At 64.4% G+C, this 15,825-nt stretch carries 19 protein-coding genes; 11 read left to right on the forward strand and 8 right to left on the reverse strand.

Translation table 11 applies throughout. The features are described 5' to 3' along the window. The first annotated feature begins 133 nt into the window (after positions 1-133). Both ILT44_RS06505 and ILT44_RS06510 read left to right on the forward strand, forming a co-directional pair. Positions 134-376 (forward strand): hypothetical protein, encoded by a 243-nt coding sequence (locus ILT44_RS06505; RefSeq protein WP_204238761.1) that lies wholly within the window; start codon positions 134-136, stop codon positions 374-376. Between the two features lie 112 nt (positions 377-488). After that, the gene (locus ILT44_RS06510) at positions 489-716 is read left to right on the forward strand and encodes a hypothetical protein (RefSeq protein WP_204238762.1); all 228 of its coding nucleotides are present in this window, start codon (positions 489-491) and stop codon (positions 714-716) included. Positions 717-903: 187 nt separating this feature from the next. Here ILT44_RS06510 and ILT44_RS06515 read toward each other — a convergent pair whose 3' ends face one another. Beyond that, positions 904-2,334 carry a phospholipase D-like domain-containing protein gene (locus ILT44_RS06515; RefSeq protein WP_204238763.1) on the reverse strand — a complete coding sequence of 477 codons (1,431 nt, stop codon included), beginning with the start codon at positions 2,332-2,334 and terminating at the stop codon, positions 904-906. Positions 2,335-2,832: 498 nt separating this feature from the next. Here ILT44_RS06515 and ILT44_RS06520 point away from each other — a divergent pair, with 498 nt between their 5' ends. Then, a complete protein-coding gene (locus ILT44_RS06520) occupies positions 2,833-3,501 on the forward strand; it encodes a calcium-binding protein (protein WP_204238764.1) in 669 nt (222 codons plus the stop codon). A gap of 417 nt (positions 3,502-3,918) precedes the next feature. Here ILT44_RS06520 and hmpA read toward each other — a convergent pair whose 3' ends face one another. The 5 genes from hmpA to ILT44_RS06545 all read right to left on the reverse strand — a co-directional run bounded on the left by hmpA (position 3,919) and on the right by ILT44_RS06545 (position 8,953). After that, the gene (gene hmpA, locus ILT44_RS06525) at positions 3,919-5,133 is read right to left on the reverse strand and encodes an NO-inducible flavohemoprotein (protein ID WP_204238765.1); all 1,215 of its coding nucleotides are present in this window, start codon (positions 5,131-5,133) and stop codon (positions 3,919-3,921) included. Between the two features lie 180 nt (positions 5,134-5,313). Then, positions 5,314-5,709 (reverse strand): hypothetical protein, encoded by a 396-nt coding sequence (locus ILT44_RS06530; RefSeq protein ID WP_204238766.1) that lies wholly within the window; start codon positions 5,707-5,709, stop codon positions 5,314-5,316. A gap of 87 nt (positions 5,710-5,796) precedes the next feature. Further along, entirely contained in the window at positions 5,797-6,978 is a 1,182-nt protein-coding gene (locus ILT44_RS06535) for an NnrS family protein (protein ID WP_204238767.1), read from the reverse strand. Beyond that, the gene (ccoG, locus tag ILT44_RS06540) at positions 6,978-8,423 is read right to left on the reverse strand and encodes a cytochrome c oxidase accessory protein CcoG (protein WP_204238768.1); all 1,446 of its coding nucleotides are present in this window, start codon (positions 8,421-8,423) and stop codon (positions 6,978-6,980) included. Before ccoG ends, ILT44_RS06535 begins: the two co-directional genes overlap by 1 nt. Positions 8,424-8,497: 74 nt before the next feature. Then, positions 8,498-8,953, reverse strand: a complete 456-nt coding sequence (locus tag ILT44_RS06545; RefSeq protein WP_204238769.1) for a pseudoazurin — start codon at positions 8,951-8,953, stop codon at positions 8,498-8,500. Positions 8,954-9,289: 336 nt separating this feature from the next. On the opposite strand from ILT44_RS06545, the gene ILT44_RS06550 reads away from it, so the two are divergent. Further along, positions 9,290-9,988, forward strand: a complete 699-nt coding sequence (locus ILT44_RS06550; RefSeq protein WP_204238770.1) for a Crp/Fnr family transcriptional regulator — start codon at positions 9,290-9,292, stop codon at positions 9,986-9,988. 11 nt (positions 9,989-9,999) lie between these two features. On the opposite strand, the gene ILT44_RS06555 is transcribed toward ILT44_RS06550, so the two are convergent. Beyond that, positions 10,000-10,254, reverse strand: a complete 255-nt coding sequence (locus ILT44_RS06555; RefSeq protein ID WP_204238771.1) for a DUF1858 domain-containing protein — start codon at positions 10,252-10,254, stop codon at positions 10,000-10,002. Positions 10,255-10,598: 344 nt separating this feature from the next. On the opposite strand from ILT44_RS06555, the gene ILT44_RS06560 reads away from it, so the two are divergent. Beyond that, complete coding sequence (locus ILT44_RS06560) at positions 10,599-10,832, forward strand: DUF2249 domain-containing protein (protein ID WP_307826350.1); 234 nt, start codon at positions 10,599-10,601, stop codon at positions 10,830-10,832. 220 nt (positions 10,833-11,052) lie between these two features. Continuing rightward, on the forward strand, positions 11,053-11,745 hold the full coding sequence (locus ILT44_RS06565; protein WP_204238773.1) for an NnrU family protein: 693 nt from the start codon (positions 11,053-11,055) through the stop codon (positions 11,743-11,745). A gap of 22 nt (positions 11,746-11,767) precedes the next feature. On the opposite strand, the gene ILT44_RS06570 is transcribed toward ILT44_RS06565, so the two are convergent. Continuing rightward, entirely contained in the window at positions 11,768-11,923 is a 156-nt protein-coding gene (locus tag ILT44_RS06570) for a hypothetical protein (protein ID WP_204238774.1), read from the reverse strand. A gap of 135 nt (positions 11,924-12,058) precedes the next feature. Between ILT44_RS06570 and ILT44_RS06575 the strand changes: the two genes are divergently transcribed. From ILT44_RS06575 to ILT44_RS06595, 5 genes are all read left to right on the forward strand, one after another. Next, positions 12,059-12,625: a cytochrome c oxidase subunit 3 gene (locus ILT44_RS06575; protein ID WP_204238775.1), complete on the forward strand. Its 567-nt coding sequence runs from the start codon at positions 12,059-12,061 to the stop codon at positions 12,623-12,625. Positions 12,626-12,629: 4 nt separating this feature from the next. Next, positions 12,630-12,905, forward strand: coding sequence for a cytochrome C oxidase subunit IV family protein (locus ILT44_RS06580; RefSeq protein ID WP_204238776.1), 276 nt, complete (start codon positions 12,630-12,632; stop codon positions 12,903-12,905). Between the two features lie 226 nt (positions 12,906-13,131). Next, positions 13,132-13,584: a c-type cytochrome gene (locus tag ILT44_RS06585; RefSeq protein ID WP_204238777.1), complete on the forward strand. Its 453-nt coding sequence runs from the start codon at positions 13,132-13,134 to the stop codon at positions 13,582-13,584. Between the two features lie 16 nt (positions 13,585-13,600). After that, the gene (locus ILT44_RS06590; RefSeq protein WP_204238778.1) at positions 13,601-14,947 is read left to right on the forward strand and encodes a cbb3-type cytochrome c oxidase subunit I; all 1,347 of its coding nucleotides are present in this window, start codon (positions 13,601-13,603) and stop codon (positions 14,945-14,947) included. 64 nt (positions 14,948-15,011) lie between these two features. Beyond that, on the forward strand, positions 15,012-15,824 hold the full coding sequence (locus tag ILT44_RS06595) for a CbbQ/NirQ/NorQ/GpvN family protein (RefSeq protein WP_204238779.1): 813 nt from the start codon (positions 15,012-15,014) through the stop codon (positions 15,822-15,824). Position 15,825: the final 1 nt, after the last annotated feature.

The raw sequence follows: 15,825 nt of genomic DNA on the forward strand, positions 1-15,825 counted from the left end.
TGACGTCGATGACAGCGGCACGGCGTGATCCCGGGATTTCCCCACATTCCACAGACCCAGAACAAATGAGGAACATTGCGATGGCGGATGGAGCTCCGAATCAGTATCGTCGCGGCTCTCAAAGGAGGTGACGATGACCGATCAGGTGCAGCCCACGTGCGACACGGACCAGATGGAGGCCGACGTCACGGCCGTGATCGAGGCTTGCGGTGGTGATCCTCGAACCGCCATCAAGGCACTCCTCGTCGAGCAGCTCATCCAGGAGCAACGGATCGAGCGCTTGGCCGCGGCACTGTCGTTTGGCTACGTGCGCGGGAGGATCGGCGTCACGCCAGTCCATGGTAGCTCCAGCCACGGTGAAATCACTCGGTCATGATGGTCCCAGCCTGTTCGGCGTCGTCAACCCTGCTCCAGCGACCGGGGCAAGTGCGAAATTTCGAGGGCTTGATTCCATGCGACATGGTCATTCGAGAAAGTCCCGGCGCCTCATGACCCCGGAAATCGCCGAAAGGCTCCTGGAGTCCCTGCGGCCGACCCGCCAACTCCTCACGCGGACGTTGGCGGAAATCCCGATCGGCGACCCGGAGTACCGACAGGTCGACCGCGTGGTGCAGGAGATCGACGGGCTGGCCAGGATCCTGATCGGGGATGAGACCCACTACTTTCGCGAGGACAGTCGCGCTCGCATCCCCGACACGGGACGGGACGGCGAATAGTCATAGAATGACACAGGCCCATGCCGCACGAAGCGAGCGCGATGGGCTTTCGAGTTGGGGCAGCCTCAGGCAATCGGCAGTTGCCCGAACGTCCGGTTGCCGCCGCATCACCGACCTTCGGTGTACTTCCGCCTCGTGCCAGAAGGCGACATTCCGGACTTGGCTGGCGTGATGACGCTCAACGTCATCATCGCAGGATGGGCAGGTAAGGCCGGGACAGGGCCTGCCAGAGGGTACGCGGACGCTCCGGATCGAGGAACTCGTGATCTGCCAGAACCTTCTCGGCATCGTTGATTTCGGGTGGATCGAACGGCCGGAGAGAGCGCCCAGGCCCCGAGAGCAACTCGATCGCTGCGATCAGAGATCGCCGCTCGGCCACGATAGCGGAAACCTGCTCCGGCGACGTGCCAAGGTGCTCCGCCAGCAGCCTGGCCCGAAAGCTCCGGATCACGTGGGCTACGTCCGCGTCGTCATCCGTCTCGAATGCAAGGTCGCACTCGGTGTCGTAGCCCATGGAGCGGTTGTTCAGATTGGATGACCCTACCCGCATCAGCCGGTCGTCCACAATCATGATCTTGGCGTGAACGTAGATCGGCTGCGCACCCTCCGTAACGGGCGTATACACCCGCAGGCGCCCGAAGCAGTCGCGGCGCCCGAGCATGGCCAGGAGACGGGCTCTGGCTGAGCCCATTGCCTCCTCCTCAAGCCAGCCCTCCGCGGACTCAGGGTTGATGATCACGAACTCGGGTCCTTCCGGCTCGCTGAGGCGCCGCGCAATGGCTTCCGCAATGGCACGTGAGGCGAAGTACTGGCTTTCGAGGTAAACGCTCCTGCGCGCGGCCGCGATCGCGGTAACGCACAGGGCTTCGATCTCGCGCACCTCAGCCTGGGTGTCGTAGGCTGGGATGGTTCGGGCGATTGCAACCGCCACGTCGTTCATGTCGACAGGCAGGCCCTCGGGCCACGGGTCTGAGCCCGCTGGTGGTGGCGCCAGGATCTCCCCTGACGCTCGCTCCCAGCGCTCACGTGCGTGATCGCCAAGGGCCTTGGCCGCCGGTCCGCTGACTGCCGTGGTGGCGTCATGCCATGGCCCATAAGCGCGCCGCGTGAAAGGACGACGACGGCGGGGATCATCATCACGGTGCTCTGATGTGTCCCAACGATCGCCGGTCATGTCGATGCCGCCACAGAACGCGACGGCATCATCGATCACAACGATTTTGTGGTGGTGCGCTGCGCCGGGCGGGTGAGCACCATCCAGCTTGAAGGTGATGCGCTCGTGCAAAGCCCATTGGGCCACGCGGAACAGGGTCGTACCCCGCCACAGGGTTTTCACCGTGCCGAGATCCCACTTCAAGATGTTGATGTGAAGACCCGGCTTGGTGTCGGCAAGCCACGTCAGGAATGCCCCCAGCCGCCTGGGATATTCGTCCGTTCCGTCGGTCGGGTCGAGGTCGATGCGCGTATCGAAATCCCACCCGATCAGGAAGATGGAATGCTGCGCCTTGAGCATGGCTGACCGGGCCGCCCGAAAGTAGTCGGCGGCATCGACGATAAGAGCAACCCGGTCGGCCTGCTCGATCCGCCAACATGTATGACCAGGCCGCAAGACTCGCACTGCTGTCCTCTCTGTCGTCCCGACGCGCTGCATATCTCGTCCTTTGGCAGGAGCGTGGCTGTATCCAAGGTACCGTGGCTGTAAACTGGGTGCGGTCATCTACGGTTCCGCAGAGAACCGTGGGCGTAACATTGGTCCGGTTAGGTTGGTACGGTCTTTAAGCGTGGTCGTGTAAAGGTCTGCTTCACGCTCTCATATCAGAAGTTCGGCTTGGGTCAGCCCCGCGCCAAGTCCCGACTTTCACGTCGTGTCACGCAAGGAGAGTGCTGTTCAGAGAGGCGTCAGCTCCCCCGAAATTGCCGCTGCCCGGAACCTCTCGCCTCACCCGACCTCCACAATCCCGCCTATATCCAGGCCGATGCTCAAGAGCGCTGCTTCACCGGAAGCCGCTCTCCGGCGAAAGGCCGGGACGGCCGCAGACCGTCCCAACAGCCGCCCTCCTTAGGGCCGTACGCAGCCATGAGGCGGGCTCCGACCGCACAGGACGGGAGGCGGATCATGGCTGTCATCAACGGCACCCCCTTCGACGATGACATCGACTTTTACCGGTTCGGGCTGAGCAATGACCGGAGTAATGGCGCAGCCGGCGACGACTGGATCCTGGGCTGGGACGGCAACGACTCCCTCAACGGCAGCTCCGGCAACGACTGGCTCGAAGGCGAAGCCGGCAACGACACGCTGCTCGGAGGCAGCGGCTGGGACTGGCTCGACGGTGGCTCCGGCGCCGACCGAGTCGACGGCGGAACCGGCAACGATACGCTCCTCGGCTTCAGCGGCAACGACCAGCTGTACGGTCGGAGCGGCAACGACGCAATCGACGGCGAGACGGGAGCGGACACCATATATGGCGGGTTGGGTGCGGACGATCTCTGGGGCGGCATCGACCGCAGCCTAGACCGCTTCTACTTCGCGACCGCCGACACCGGCAACATCGCCCTGGGGCGGCAGGACATCATCTATGACTTTAGCGAGTCGGACCGGATCTATCTCGAGGGCAGCTATGCCTTCAACAGCAGCGGCACTCGCTCTCCGGCGGAAGGGCAATACAGCATCTGGCGGGCCGATGGCGGCTGGGTCGTGACGTACAACTCACCCACCGACGCGGGCTTCCACGATATCCTCGTGTATGAGGCAAACCCTGCGGGCAACATCTTCTTCTACACCTGACCGGGTAGCGCATCGAGCGCACATAACAGGCCGCGGCGGGGATGGACAAGGACATCGCCGGGCATCCCATTCCTCAGTTTCCCGAGTTTCCTGTCTCCAGGTGGTGCCATGAGGCCCGATATTGGTTGTCGAAGAGATAAACCTTCGATCTTGGCGTTGCGCATCCGAAGGTCGGCTTTGGGTCACGGACTGAAATTCCCGCTTCCTTCAGAACGTCTGGTTACGTGAGGATTGCTGCCCTTGGGCTAACGTCTCAGAGGTGCCAATTGACGACCTTCGCCAATCGACGAGAAGGGTTGTCGCACCATGCCATTCTCATCCGTGGCGAACTTGAATCGTAGCCGATACCCGGCTGAACGGGCGACGGGTTCGGGAGCCCGTTCAGCGTTGGTCACCGAGTGGCTTTCGTCGAGGTATTCAGGCTGCTGCGAGGATCTCGTCGGCGGGTCCGAAGAACTCGTAATGGATACGGTTCGACCGGACCCCGGCCAGCGCCAGACCGCCCACGAACGCCCGCAGGAACGGCCGCGGACCACAGAGGTAGTAGCCCGCCTCGTCCAGCGGTGTGTTCGCCCGCAGCCAGTCCACCGTGATCAGGCCCTCGTGATCGTACTCCTGGCCCCGTTGGTCCTCGGGGCGCGGCTCGACGTAGAAGGTCGTGGCCTGGATGTTGGGATGAGCGCCGGCCAGGGACCGGACCCGGTCCTTCATGGCATGGGTTGAGCCGTTCAGCGTGCCATGCACGTAATGGACGGCCTTGTTCGGATACCGAGCGGCGATGGTCTCCAGCATGCTCATCACCGGGGTCAGCCCGACGCCGCCGCTCAGGAGCACCACGGGCCGGGGAGATTCCTCGTTCAGGAAGAACTCGCCTGCCGGCGGCGCCACCTTGAGAACAGTCCCGACTTCGGTCTCCTCGTGCAGCCAGGTGGAGGCAATGCCCTGCGGCTCCCGTTTGACCGAGATGCGGTAGGTCTCGCCGTTCGGCGCGCTGGAGATGCTGTAGTTGCGCTTTAGGGGATGCTGGCCTGGCACCTCGATCCAGAAGGTCAGATACTGGCCGGGCTGGTGGCGCAGGACGGGTCGTCCGTCCTCGGGCCGCAGCACGAACGAGGTGATGATCTCGCTCTCCTTCTGATTGCTTTCGATCCGGAAATTGCGCCAGCCGTTCCAGCCGCCGGGCGCTGAGGCCAGGCTGGTGTAGATCGCCTTCTCGCGCCCGATCAGCACGTGGGCCAGGAACCAGTACGCTTCGCCCCAGGCAGCCAGGATCTCGTCCGTGGCAGCGCCGCCGAGCACGTCCTTGATCGCGCCGAGCAGCGCCTCGGCCACATGTGGATAATGCTCAGGCAGGATGTTCAGGCCAACATGCTTCTGGGCGATCCGCTCCACGGCCGGAGCAAGCGCGCCGAGATTGTCGATGTTCTGCGCATAGGCAAGGATGGCGGAGGCCAGCGCCTTGGGCTGCGATCCGGTCTCGCCATGATGCGACTGGTTGAAGAGATCGCGGATCTCCTCGTTCCGGAACATGCGCTCGTACATGCGCTTGGTGATCGCCAGCCCATGTTCCTGGAGTGCGGGAACCGTGGCTTTCACGAGATGGATGGTGGCGTCGCTCAGCGTGTCCGTCATGGGATGACCTCCTCGTGTGCCTTGAGAACGCGGATCGGGTTGCGAGGTGCCATGGATCATGCGTTGCGGGGCGAGACCATCGGGATGCATCGGCTGACGTTCCCTGATCGTGACCGGGGCCAAGCTCGTGATGCCCAATCCGCGACGGGCATCATCCCATTGGCCGGGGTCGGCCCAGCGTCACGAGAAGCTGAGATCGGCGGGCCGTTCACCCCGCAGTTCCCGCACAGTCTCTGCGTTGGGGCAGTACCCGTGGTAGGTCAGGGACGCCTGTCCGCGGTCGAGATCCCGTCGGCAACGGGCGACCGCCGCACATTCCGAGCAGGTCACGCTCATGTCGCGCATCAGCGCAGTCCGCTCGTGCATGATCCTGTCGGGGTCAAGTGCGAGAACCCCCATCAGCCGCGGCAGCTCCGCGCCCGCTTGAGTGCCACGCGCCACGAGGCGGACCACCACGTCCTCCGGCACCCCAATATCGCGGGCCAGTGCCTCCCTCTCATCCGGACCGAGCGCGGCGAATTCGCGCGCGCACGCCCGGTTCGATCGCCATTGCCTGATCGCCGTCGCCAAACTCATGATCGCCTCCATGCTGTGCGACGCAGGATGCCGGAGACCGCAGCCCCGAACGTTGATCCAGCACAAATCCAGACGCTTTCCGCGGTCTCAGGCCGTCACGCGCGGACGGGTGAACACGGCCCAGTAGGCCAGGGTGAACCCGACGAAGGCTGCTGCCCACGCACCGCCCGCCACATGCAGCAGGGTGCCGCTCCAGGCGGGATGGATCGCGGCGCAGATCCGGGCAAGGGCGGCCGCGACCAGCAACAGGTAGATTGCCTGAACGGCCGCCGTTGCTGCGAGCGCCCTCCCCGTATGGCCGAGGCTTGCCCGGGACATTACGGCCAGGGTCATGATGCCCATGGCGCCGCCCGTCCAGGCGTGGATCCCGGCTCCGGTGGACAGCAGTTCCAGCGACGCCAGCCCCGTGAGAACGAAGCCCAGGGGCACGAAAGCGTAGCCAACATGTAGGATCACCACGAGACGGTCCCGCCAGGTGCGCTCGCCGGCCCAGCGCGCCAGCCGCGCCGCCTGAAGCACGCCAGCCGCGATCAGGGCCGCGCCGGTCACGCTTCGGTCAGGAGCGGCAATCCAGGCCAGGAACGCGGCGCCTGCGGCGATCATGGAGACGATGTCGAAGCGCCCGAACGAGGCCGGCAGGCGGCCGGGGTTTTCCCGCACGAGCCAGTTGCGAGTGAAGCTCGGGATGATGCGCCCGCCGACGAGCATGATCAGCATCATGGTGGCAGCGATCCCGAAGCGAACGCCGTAGTCGGCGGCACCGAGGACATGGGCCTCGATGTGGAAGACGATGTTACCGGCGGTGAGGACGCCGAGCGCGATCAGGACCTTGAGGTTGCGCCAGTTCCTGCCCTTGATGATCTCCCGCCCCAAGACGGCCGCGACGAGCAGAAGGAACGCGTTGTCGACGACCGCCGCCGCCTCCCAGCCGGTCCAGGCGGAAGTCGTGACCGCGATCCGGCCTGCACCCCAGGTCAGGACAAGGACGAGCAGCGGCCGCCCCTGGAGCGGCATGCGCCCGGTCCAATTCGGGACCGCCGTCAGCAGGAACCCGGTGATGACTGCCGGAAGATAGCCGTAGAGCATTTCGTGGATGTGCCAGTCGCGCGGGGCGAAGACGGTCGAGAGCTCCAGTTCGCCATAGAACATCGGGAGCCAGGCCAGGATCGCGAGACCGGCATAGAGGGAACCAAAGAGGAAGAACGGCCGAAAGCCGTATGAGAGGAGTGCGGGTCCCGTGTAGTCCCGCAGGCGTGGGATCGGAGCCATCATCGGCCTCCTTCGACTGGAATGAAGATGTCGTGCACCGTCACGGCGCCGCCCGATGCGACGTCGGTCGCCGTGAATGCAATGGGCTGCCTGTCGTCCGCAGGAGCCGTCAAGAGCGCGCGCAGTTCGCGGGTCGTGTCGGGGGCGACGCTCACAGGGCCATCCTCGCCGACCACCTCGACGGTTGCGGACTGCAACCCAGTCACGATCACGCGGAACGAGCGCTCCCGGTCCGCCTTGTTGTAGAGACGGACCGCGTAGCCGTTCCGGGTTCGGCCATCCGATAGCCTCACGGCAACGGGATTGCGGTCGTGGATTACCATGATCTTGGCATCGCTCCGCATCGACAGGCTCCCACCTATCATCCCTGCCAGAGCCATGACGGACAGCCCAAGGCCGACGGTCTTCGGCCTCCACACGCGCCGACGGGAAGGCTCGTTCCTGCGCTCGCGTTCGATGTTCGACCAAGCCTCGTAGTCGATGAGGCCGCGAGGGCGGTCGAGCTTGGCCATCACGCTGTCGCAGGCATCCACGCACAGGCCGCAGTTGATGCAGGCGAAGTTCGGCCCCTCGCGGATGTCGATACCGATCGGGCAGACGTTCACGCACTGCATGCAGTCGACGCAATCCCCGGCGGGCTCGCCCTTCGCCCTCAGCTCGGCTGCCTTCTTGGCCGAACCGCGCGGCTCGCCCCGGTGGTTCCTGTAATTGACGGTCAGCGCCTCCGTATCCCAGATTGCGCCCTGGAGCCGCGGCCACGGGCACATCCAGGTACAGACCTGCTCGCGGGCGAACCCTGCCAGGGTGTAGGTGGCGCCGGTCAGGATGCCGACCCACGCATGGGCAAGCATTGAGGCGCGACCCGTCGCGAGATCGACCAGCAGCGTCGGAGCGTCCGTGAAGTAGAGGACGAAGGCACCTCCGGTGAGCATTGCGATGAGGAGCCAGATCGCATGCTTGAGCCCGATCTCAAGGATTCGCCTCGGCGTGAGCGGAGCGCCGTGCTTCTTCAGGCGCTCCCTGCGGTCACCCTCGGCGAAGCGCTCGACGAGCAGGAACAGGTCGGTCCAGACGGTCTGCGGGCAGAAGTAGCCGCACCAAACGCGTCCCGCGACGGCGTTGAGCCAGATGAGGATCAGCGTCGCCAGGATCAGCAGGCCCGTGAGGTAGTAGACCTCCTGCGGCCAGATCTCGACGAAGAAGAAATAAAAGCGTCCGCGCTCAAGGTCGAGGAGGACGGCCTGGTCGGGCTGGCCCGGGCCGCGGGCCCAGCGGATGAACGGCAGAACGTAGTAGACGGCCAGGCAGGCGATCAGCGCGATCCACTTGAGGCGACGGTATCGGCCAGAGACGGATTGGGGAACGACCCGCTCCGTGATGACCCCGCGCTTCGGCCTGCGCAGGTGGGCGCGTTCGGGCTTGAAGCTGATGTCGAGGGTGGCCATCGGGCGCCGCAAGGATTGTTGGCGCCGCCGCGGAAGGAACACCGCGGCGGCGCAAGGAGTTGTGGCTAGCTGAGTTACTTGGCGGCGGTCTGGGTCGCCGCGAGCTTGTCGAACAGGGTGGCGAAGGCTTGCTTGGCCTTGCCCGGATGCGTCGCGGCCTTCGCCTGGTCTGCGTTCGTCGGCTCGCCGACGACCACCATGCCGACCATGCCCATGCCGTAGTGCGGCTTGCACTTGTAGCCGTACACGCCAGCCTTGTCGAAGGTGATGGCCAACTCCTCGTTGACCTTGCCGACGAACTTCTGCCCGCCCTCAGGCAACATGCCGTCGACGGTCTCGACGTTGTGGCCCTTGTCCGCGGCCACGAACTTCACGGTATCACCGGGATTGATCTTCACCAGCGCGGGCTCGAACACCATGACGCCTTCGGTGCCCTTGTTGAGCATCTTCACCTCGACTTCGGCGGCAGCGGCTGCACCCACGAATCCAAGGGCAGCCACAAGGGCGCCAAGCACGATAACCTTCTTCATGATCCTTCTCCTTCAATGAAGCCTGCGAGCCTCACCGGCTCTTGAGGAGGAGTCATACGCCTCGCCGCGCGTGCCTTGTTTGATCTGCCACAAACTTACGGACATTCTCCATCGAAAGATCCGGATGCGGGTTCCATTCCCCCCTAGCGAGGACTGAGTGGCTTGAGATACATCAATTCGATTGGATCGCCGCTGACGTAATAAGGATGGAGCAAGATATCCGATGATGATCGGGGTTGGCTCCATGGCATCCACATACGGGAGGAAGGGCGTGACCTCGCTCCACCTTCGGGATACCATCGGCGTGACGCTTGAATGAGAGATGGAATCCGCAGAATGCCGAACCTGGACAAGTCCCTCGTGGCCGATCTTCCGATGTTCGCGGGAGTGGAGCCGGGCGATTTCAACGACATCCTTCGGGAAGCGCAATCGATCCGTTATCGTAAGGGCGCGAGCGTCTTCCAACAGGACGAGGAGGCACATTCCTTCTTCATCCTTCTCCACGGGCACCTTCGGGTCATGAAGGTCACGCCCGACGGGCAGCAGGTCGTGGTCCGCTACGTGACTCCCGGCGAGATCTTCGGGATCGCCATGGCAATGGGTCGCGGTACTTACCCGGCGACCGCCTTGGCCGTCGTGGACAGTCTTGCCCTCGTGTGGCCGTCCGCGGCCTGGCCCCGCCTCGTCGCGAAGCATCCTTCGCTGGCCGTCAATACGATCCAGACCGTCGGAAGTCGCCTCCAGGACGCCCACACCCGTGTTGTCGAGATGTCGACGGAGCAGGTCGAGAGGCGCATTGCCCACGCGCTCCTGCGTCTCGCCCAGCAGGCAGGGCGGAAGGGCGAGGACGGCATCCAGATCGATTTTCCGATCTCACGCCAGGACGTCGCGGAGATGACGGGAACCACGCTTCACACGGTCAGCCGCATCCTGAGCGCCTGGGAGGATCAGGGACTCGTTGAGAGCGGGCGCCAGAGGATCTCCATCCGGGACCCACACAAGCTGTTCATGCTTGCCGAGCGTCCATCCGCCTGAGGATCATCACTTCATCCTGGCCAGCGGGCCGGGATGGATGCAGGCTCGTCCCGCACAGAGAGAGCGGAACCTTTCGCGATGATGGTCCTCAAGTCGGCCAGGAATTCGGTCGGATCGACACCATGCTCGCGGCAGGCGTCAGCCACAGTGTGGAAGCAGGCGATCGGGCAGCCGACGCAGTGCATCCTGTGGTTCAGGAACGCCCGGATCGTCATCGGCCACCGCCGCATGACGTCATCGACGAGCTGGGTGGGTTCAACGGGCATCATGGCCTCCACGCTGATGGCTTGATTGACATGGCCCCATCTAATCAGTTCCCGGCTGCCTTTCTTTGCGCGGCATCAACCAGGCAAAGGGCACAGACGTGCCGGCGCTTTTTGTTTGAGATGGGGCAAAGAAGCGGCGGGCTCGATGGGAGAGTGTCCCGGTCATCGAACGTGGGCGTCATCGGGGACCCGCGGGAGCGATCCTGCGCCGGATCCGGAATGCCCCCCTCCATCGATGCCACCCCGTCCGGGATCCGCAGGGATAACCCGGACCTCGCCACCGACCATGGCCGGAACCTGCCCGGCTGCCCGCCAAGGAATGCTTGCCGATGTGCAGTTGCAACGTGACCGAAACCGTCCTTGATGTCCGCCAGATCATGCCGCGGATGCGCCACCCCCTGATTTTCAGCACCTTCGACCAGCTCGATGACGGCGAGGGCTTCCTACTCGTGAGCGACCATGACCCGAGGCCCCTCCTCTATCAGTTCGGCGTCAACTACCCGGGCGCCTTCGATTGGGATTACGTGGCGAAAGGACCCGATCTCTGGCAGGTCCGCATCAGCCGTGCGGCAGCCTGAGTCGGAGTGTCCGAAAACACCCTGACGCGGAGCCGCTCAGGACTCCGCGTCATGCCGCCGTGCCCGGCGCACCGTCGCCGGGGCTCCATGGCGCCCCATGAAGGATCATGCAGGCTAGCGGATCATTTCCTCCCATGCCGCGATTCATGCCCGCACGATCCCTGGCCCGCTGGCCGGACTGATCCTGGTCGAGTGCAGACCCAACCTGGAACCGTCACCCGTGACTGAATTTACCCTTGCCTTGGCCATCTTCGTCGCGGCTCACCTGATACCGGCAAGCCCCGGCTTGCGGTCGCGCCTGATCGCAGCAACGGGAAGGACGACCTATCTCGTTGCCTATTCGATCCTTTCCCTCGGTCTGCTCGGCTGGCTCGTCCTCGCCGCTCAGCGGGCGGAGACGATCGTGCTCTGGGATCCCGCCCCCTGGCAGTGGCACGTGCCCTTCCTTGCCATGCCGGTCGCCGCATTCCTCCTGATTGCCGGCCTCATGTGGCCCAACCCGCTCTCGATCTCGCTGCGGAGCGGCGAGGAGACGGGTCCCATCGTCGCCGTCACGCGGCACCCTGTCCTCTGGGGCTTCCTGATCTGGGCGGCATCGCACATCCCGGCGAATGGAACTCTCGTCGCGGTTCTTCTCTTTGGCGGGATGGCCACATTCTCGATGCTCGGGTTCTTCCTGGTCGACCGCAAGGCCCGCAAGCGCATGGGCTGCGAGCGCTGGGGCGCCCGAAGCGCCGGAACATCCATCGTCCCGTTCACGGCACTGTTGCAGGGGCGGGCTCCACGGACATCGCTGCGTCCCCTGACGCTGCCCGCCCTGATCGCGATCGCCGCCTGTGCCTGGTTCGTGCTCCAGGGGCATGCGCTCCTCATCGGACCCGACCCCCTCGCAGGCATTCTCGCGATGCGGTAGACGCCGAGGCGCCGGAACCGCGCTATTGGGTCAGGAAGAGCGTGACCGCGATGGCCACCGACATGGTCACGGCGGCGATCGTGCCGCTCAGGCGCAACACCCCTATCCCGTGAAGCATCACCGCGAATATCACGATGAGGGGCGTCGCCATCACCAGTCCGACCTGTGCATCGCTCATAACACGTCTCTCCTGTCTTCGAGTCCCGTCACTCTATGGACCGGGAGGCCGAGGACTTGTTTGAGGCAGCGCAACGAGAATGCCCGAAGCCGACCATAAAAATCGGTATCGGCAAGTACGGAATGACAGGGAATGATGGACGCTGCGCAAGAGGACAGACACTGGGGTGCGCTCTCGGAGCTGCCGGGACACCCGATGATGTGGGTGCTCATCCTGACCGAGGTCGTGACCTTCGGGCTTCTCCTCGCGACCTTCACCGTCACGGGAGCCGTTCAGCCCGGCGTCTTCGCGGCGGGCCGGGCACAACTCGACTCCGCCCTCGGCGGCGTGAACACACTCGTGCTGATCACCAGCGGATGTCTGGCCGCATTGGCAGTCGAGGCCTGCATGATCGAATGCCGGAGGTCTGCGCGTCTGCTGCTCGCCGGAGCAGCGGCCCTGGGTTGCGTCTTCACCGCCATCAAGGTCGCGGAATACGCGGCCAAGGTCGAGGCGGGCATTGGCCTGGAGACCGACACGTTCTTCACGCTCTACTTCCTTATCACCGGATTCCACCTCCTCCACGTCGTGCTCGGAATCGTCATCATCGCGGCGGTCGCGCTGCATGACAGCCTTGAGAATCTGAAGACCGGCACCGCCTTCTGGCACATGGTCGATCTCGTCTGGGTCGTGATGTACCCGCTGATTTACCTGGTCGGATGATGCGATGACCCACATTGCCGCACGCCGGGCAACACGCGCCTGGATCCTGCTCGTCCTGCTCACCGTTCTCAACATGGTTGCCGGGCAAGCGGGCGCCGGAGGCCTCGTCGGCAGCGGCGTGGTGCTCGTGGCGGCCGTCGCCAAAGGGCGATGGATGCTGATGGACTTCCTCAAGCTCCGTCATGTGCCGCCCGGCTGGCGGATCCTGCTGTCGTCATGGCTGGTCCTGGTTGCCGCCTCGGCCTGGATCGCCGCGGCGATTCCCCGGTTGCGCGGCTGACGGCGACGCTCCCCTCCTGAGCTTGTCCCAGAGCAAAGAGCGTTCCGCCCGCTCCTGTACGTTGCCGACCATCCGCTCCGCGCGGCAAGCGACTTCACTGCGAGGCGTCAGCCATGTTCAACCCTTTCGACCGGACAGCCCACTCCCGGAGCCCGCCTCGGGACCCTCGACATTGCGGCCTTGGCCGCACCTCTGCCTTCCCTGCCCAAACAAGAAGGATCGCGTGATGGCTGAAGTCCTCACCAAGTCGGCGGCGAGAAACGTGTTCTATGGGGGCTCGTTCTTTTTCTTCGCCATCTTCGTGGGCCTGACCGCCCACAGCCACTACTACATGAACACCACATCGACCGATGTCTCGACGCTGTCGTCGTCCGTCGCCCGCGGCAAGCACGTGTGGGAGAAGAACTCCTGCATCAACTGCCATTCGATCCTCGGCGAGGGCGCCTACTTCGCCCCCGAGATCGGCAACGTCTGGGATCGCTGGGGCGGCAAGGAAGACCCTGCGGGAGCCCGCGAGACCCTGAAGGCCTGGATGGCGGCACAGCCCACCGGGATCGAGGGCCGCCGGCAGATGCCGCAATTCAACCTGACGGACCAGGAACTCGACGACCTCGCCGATTTCTTGGAATGGACCAGCCGCATCAAGACCCAAAACTGGCCGCCGAACAAGGCCGGCTGAGAGGGGAATCGTCATCATGAAGTACCAAACGCAAAAGGTGGCCCTGCTCTACTTCTACGGAGCGCTCGGCCTGTTCATCGCCCAGGTCCTGTTCGGCGTTCTCGCCGGCACGATCTACGTCCTGCCCAACACCCTCTCGGAGCTTCTGCCGTTCAACGTCGTCCGGATGATCCACACCAACGCGCTGATCGTGTGGCTCCTGATCGGCTTCATGGGAGCGACCTACTACCTGATCCCGGAGGAGACCGAGAACGAGCTCTTCAGCCCGCTCCTCGCGAAGATCCAGTTCTGGATGTTCTTCGGTGCGGCCGGCGTCGCGGTGGTCGGCTACCTGTTCAAGATCCATGAGGGCCGCGAGTTTCTCGAGCAGCCCTTCGTGATCAAGGTCGGCATCGTCGTCGTGTGCCTGATGTTCCTGTTCAACATCACCATGACTGCCCTGAAGGGCCGCAAGACGGTGGTCACCAACATCCTGCTCTTCGGATTGTGGGGCGTGGCGATCTTCTTCCTGTTCTCCTTCTACAACCCGTCGAACCTCGCCGTGGACAAGATGTACTGGTGGTATGTCGTTCACCTCTGGGTCGAGGGCGTGTGGGAGCTGATCATGGCCTCCGTTCTCGCCTTCCTGATGATCAAGCTCAACGGCATCGATCGCGAGGTGGTGGAGAAGTGGCTCTATGTCATCGTCGGGATGGCGCTGTTCTCAGGCATTCTCGGCACCGGCCACCACTTCTACTGGATCGGCGCCCCCGGCTACTGGCAGTGGATCGGCTCGCTTTTCTCGACGCTCGAGGTCGCGCCCTTCTTCACCATGGTGGTCTTCACCGTGCAGATGACCTGGAAGGCCGGACGCAAGCACCCGAACCGCGCGGCGCTGCTGTGGTCGATCGGCTGCTCGGTGATGGCCTTCTTCGGCGCGGGCGTGTGGGGCTTCCTGCACACCCTGTCGTCGGTGAACTACTACACCCATGGCACGCAGGTGACCGCCGCCCATGGCCATCTCGCCTTCTTCGGCGCCTACGTGATGCTCAACCTCGCCGTCATGGCCTATGCCATGCCGCAGATCCTCGGCCGCGCCCCGTACAACCAGATGCTGAGCATCGTCAGCTTCTGGATCATGTGCACGGCGATGTCGGTGATGACCTTCGCGCTTACCTTCGCGGGCGTGATCCAGGTTCACCTGCAACGCGTGCTCGGCCAGTCGTACATGGACGTCCAGGACCAGCTCGCGCTGTTCTACTGGGTCCGCCTCGGCTCGGGCGTGTTCGTCCTGATCTCGGCGCTGATGTTCGTCTACGCGGTGTTCGTTCCCGGCCGCGAGGAGGCCCCGCGCCTGGCGCAAGGTCTCCAACCCGCCGAGTGACCCCTCCGGGGCGGCCCGGATCAGGTCGCCCCGCCGTTACCATCCCGTCATGAAGGATTGACCGATGAAGCCCCTTCTCCACGCCGTCCCGCAACCCTCCGTCGAACTTCCCTACTACGTCCCTGCCGGTAACGAGTGCGTTCTCTTCGAGCTCGCTTGGCGCAAGCGCCTGCCGCTGCTCCTGAAGGGCCCGACGGGGTGCGGCAAGACCCGGTTCGTGGCGTACATGGCATCCCGCCTCGGTCTGCCATTGCACACCGTTTCCTGCCATGACGATCTCACCGCCGCCGACCTGACGGGACGCTACCTTCTCAAGGGCGGCGACACGATCTGGGCGGACGGTCCGCTGACCCGCGCCGTGCGCGAGGGCGGCATCTGCTACCTCGACGAAATCGTCGAGGCGCGCAAGGACGTGACCGTCGTGCTCCACCCGCTGACCGACGACCGCCGCATCCTGCCGCTCGATCGGACCAGCGAGGAGTTGCAGGCGCCGGATTCCTTCATGCTCGTGGTCTCGTACAACCCCGGCTACCAGACCCTGCTCAAGTCGCTGAAGCCCTCGACCCGCCAGCGCTTCGTCGCCATCGAGTTCGACTTCCTCCCGATCGATCAGGAGATCGCCGTCGTCGCCGCGGAAAGCGGGCTGTCCGCGGAGCGCGTTCGTCCCCTTCTTCTGCTGGCCCGCCGCCTGCGCGCGCTGAAGGGCCAGGATCTGGAGGAAGGCGTGTCGACGAGGCTGCTGGTCTACTGCGCCTCCCTCATCGCAGCGGGTGTTTCCGCCGAGGATGCCGTTACCGCGACGATGGTCGAGCCGCTCACCGACGATCTCGACGTCAAGAAGGCCCTGATCGAGGTCGCCCGCGCGACGCTCGCCTGAA

The organism is Microvirga arvi, from assembly GCF_016892765.1.
GTDB classification, from domain to species: Bacteria; Pseudomonadota; Alphaproteobacteria; order Rhizobiales; family Beijerinckiaceae; genus Microvirga; species Microvirga arvi.

Excerpts from the sequence above, each read along its gene's own strand:
- ILT44_RS06505 (WP_204238761.1), top strand. The coding sequence starts at position 134 with ATGACCGATCAGGTGCAGCCCACGTGCGACACGGACCAGATGGAGGCC.
- ILT44_RS06510 (WP_204238762.1), top strand. The coding sequence starts at position 489 with ATGACCCCGGAAATCGCCGAAAGGCTCCTGGAGTCCCTGCGGCCGACC.
- ILT44_RS06520 (WP_204238764.1), top strand. The coding sequence starts at position 2,833 with ATGGCTGTCATCAACGGCACCCCCTTCGACGATGACATCGACTTTTAC.
- hmpA (WP_204238765.1), bottom strand. The coding sequence starts at position 5,133 with ATGACGGACACGCTGAGCGACGCCACCATCCATCTCGTGAAAGCCACG.
- ILT44_RS06530 (WP_204238766.1), bottom strand. The coding sequence starts at position 5,709 with ATGAGTTTGGCGACGGCGATCAGGCAATGGCGATCGAACCGGGCGTGC.
- ILT44_RS06535 (WP_204238767.1), bottom strand. The coding sequence starts at position 6,978 with ATGGCTCCGATCCCACGCCTGCGGGACTACACGGGACCCGCACTCCTC.
- ccoG (WP_204238768.1), bottom strand. The coding sequence starts at position 8,423 with ATGGCCACCCTCGACATCAGCTTCAAGCCCGAACGCGCCCACCTGCGC.
- ILT44_RS06545 (WP_204238769.1), bottom strand. The coding sequence starts at position 8,953 with ATGAAGAAGGTTATCGTGCTTGGCGCCCTTGTGGCTGCCCTTGGATTC.
- ILT44_RS06550 (WP_204238770.1), top strand. The coding sequence starts at position 9,290 with ATGCCGAACCTGGACAAGTCCCTCGTGGCCGATCTTCCGATGTTCGCG.
- ILT44_RS06555 (WP_204238771.1), bottom strand. The coding sequence starts at position 10,254 with ATGCCCGTTGAACCCACCCAGCTCGTCGATGACGTCATGCGGCGGTGG.
- ILT44_RS06570 (WP_204238774.1), bottom strand. The coding sequence starts at position 11,923 with ATGAGCGATGCACAGGTCGGACTGGTGATGGCGACGCCCCTCATCGTG.
- ILT44_RS06575 (WP_204238775.1), top strand. The coding sequence starts at position 12,059 with ATGGACGCTGCGCAAGAGGACAGACACTGGGGTGCGCTCTCGGAGCTG.
- ILT44_RS06580 (WP_204238776.1), top strand. The coding sequence starts at position 12,630 with ATGACCCACATTGCCGCACGCCGGGCAACACGCGCCTGGATCCTGCTC.
- ILT44_RS06585 (WP_204238777.1), top strand. The coding sequence starts at position 13,132 with ATGGCTGAAGTCCTCACCAAGTCGGCGGCGAGAAACGTGTTCTATGGG.
- ILT44_RS06590 (WP_204238778.1), top strand. The coding sequence starts at position 13,601 with ATGAAGTACCAAACGCAAAAGGTGGCCCTGCTCTACTTCTACGGAGCG.
- ILT44_RS06595 (WP_204238779.1), top strand. The coding sequence starts at position 15,012 with ATGAAGCCCCTTCTCCACGCCGTCCCGCAACCCTCCGTCGAACTTCCC.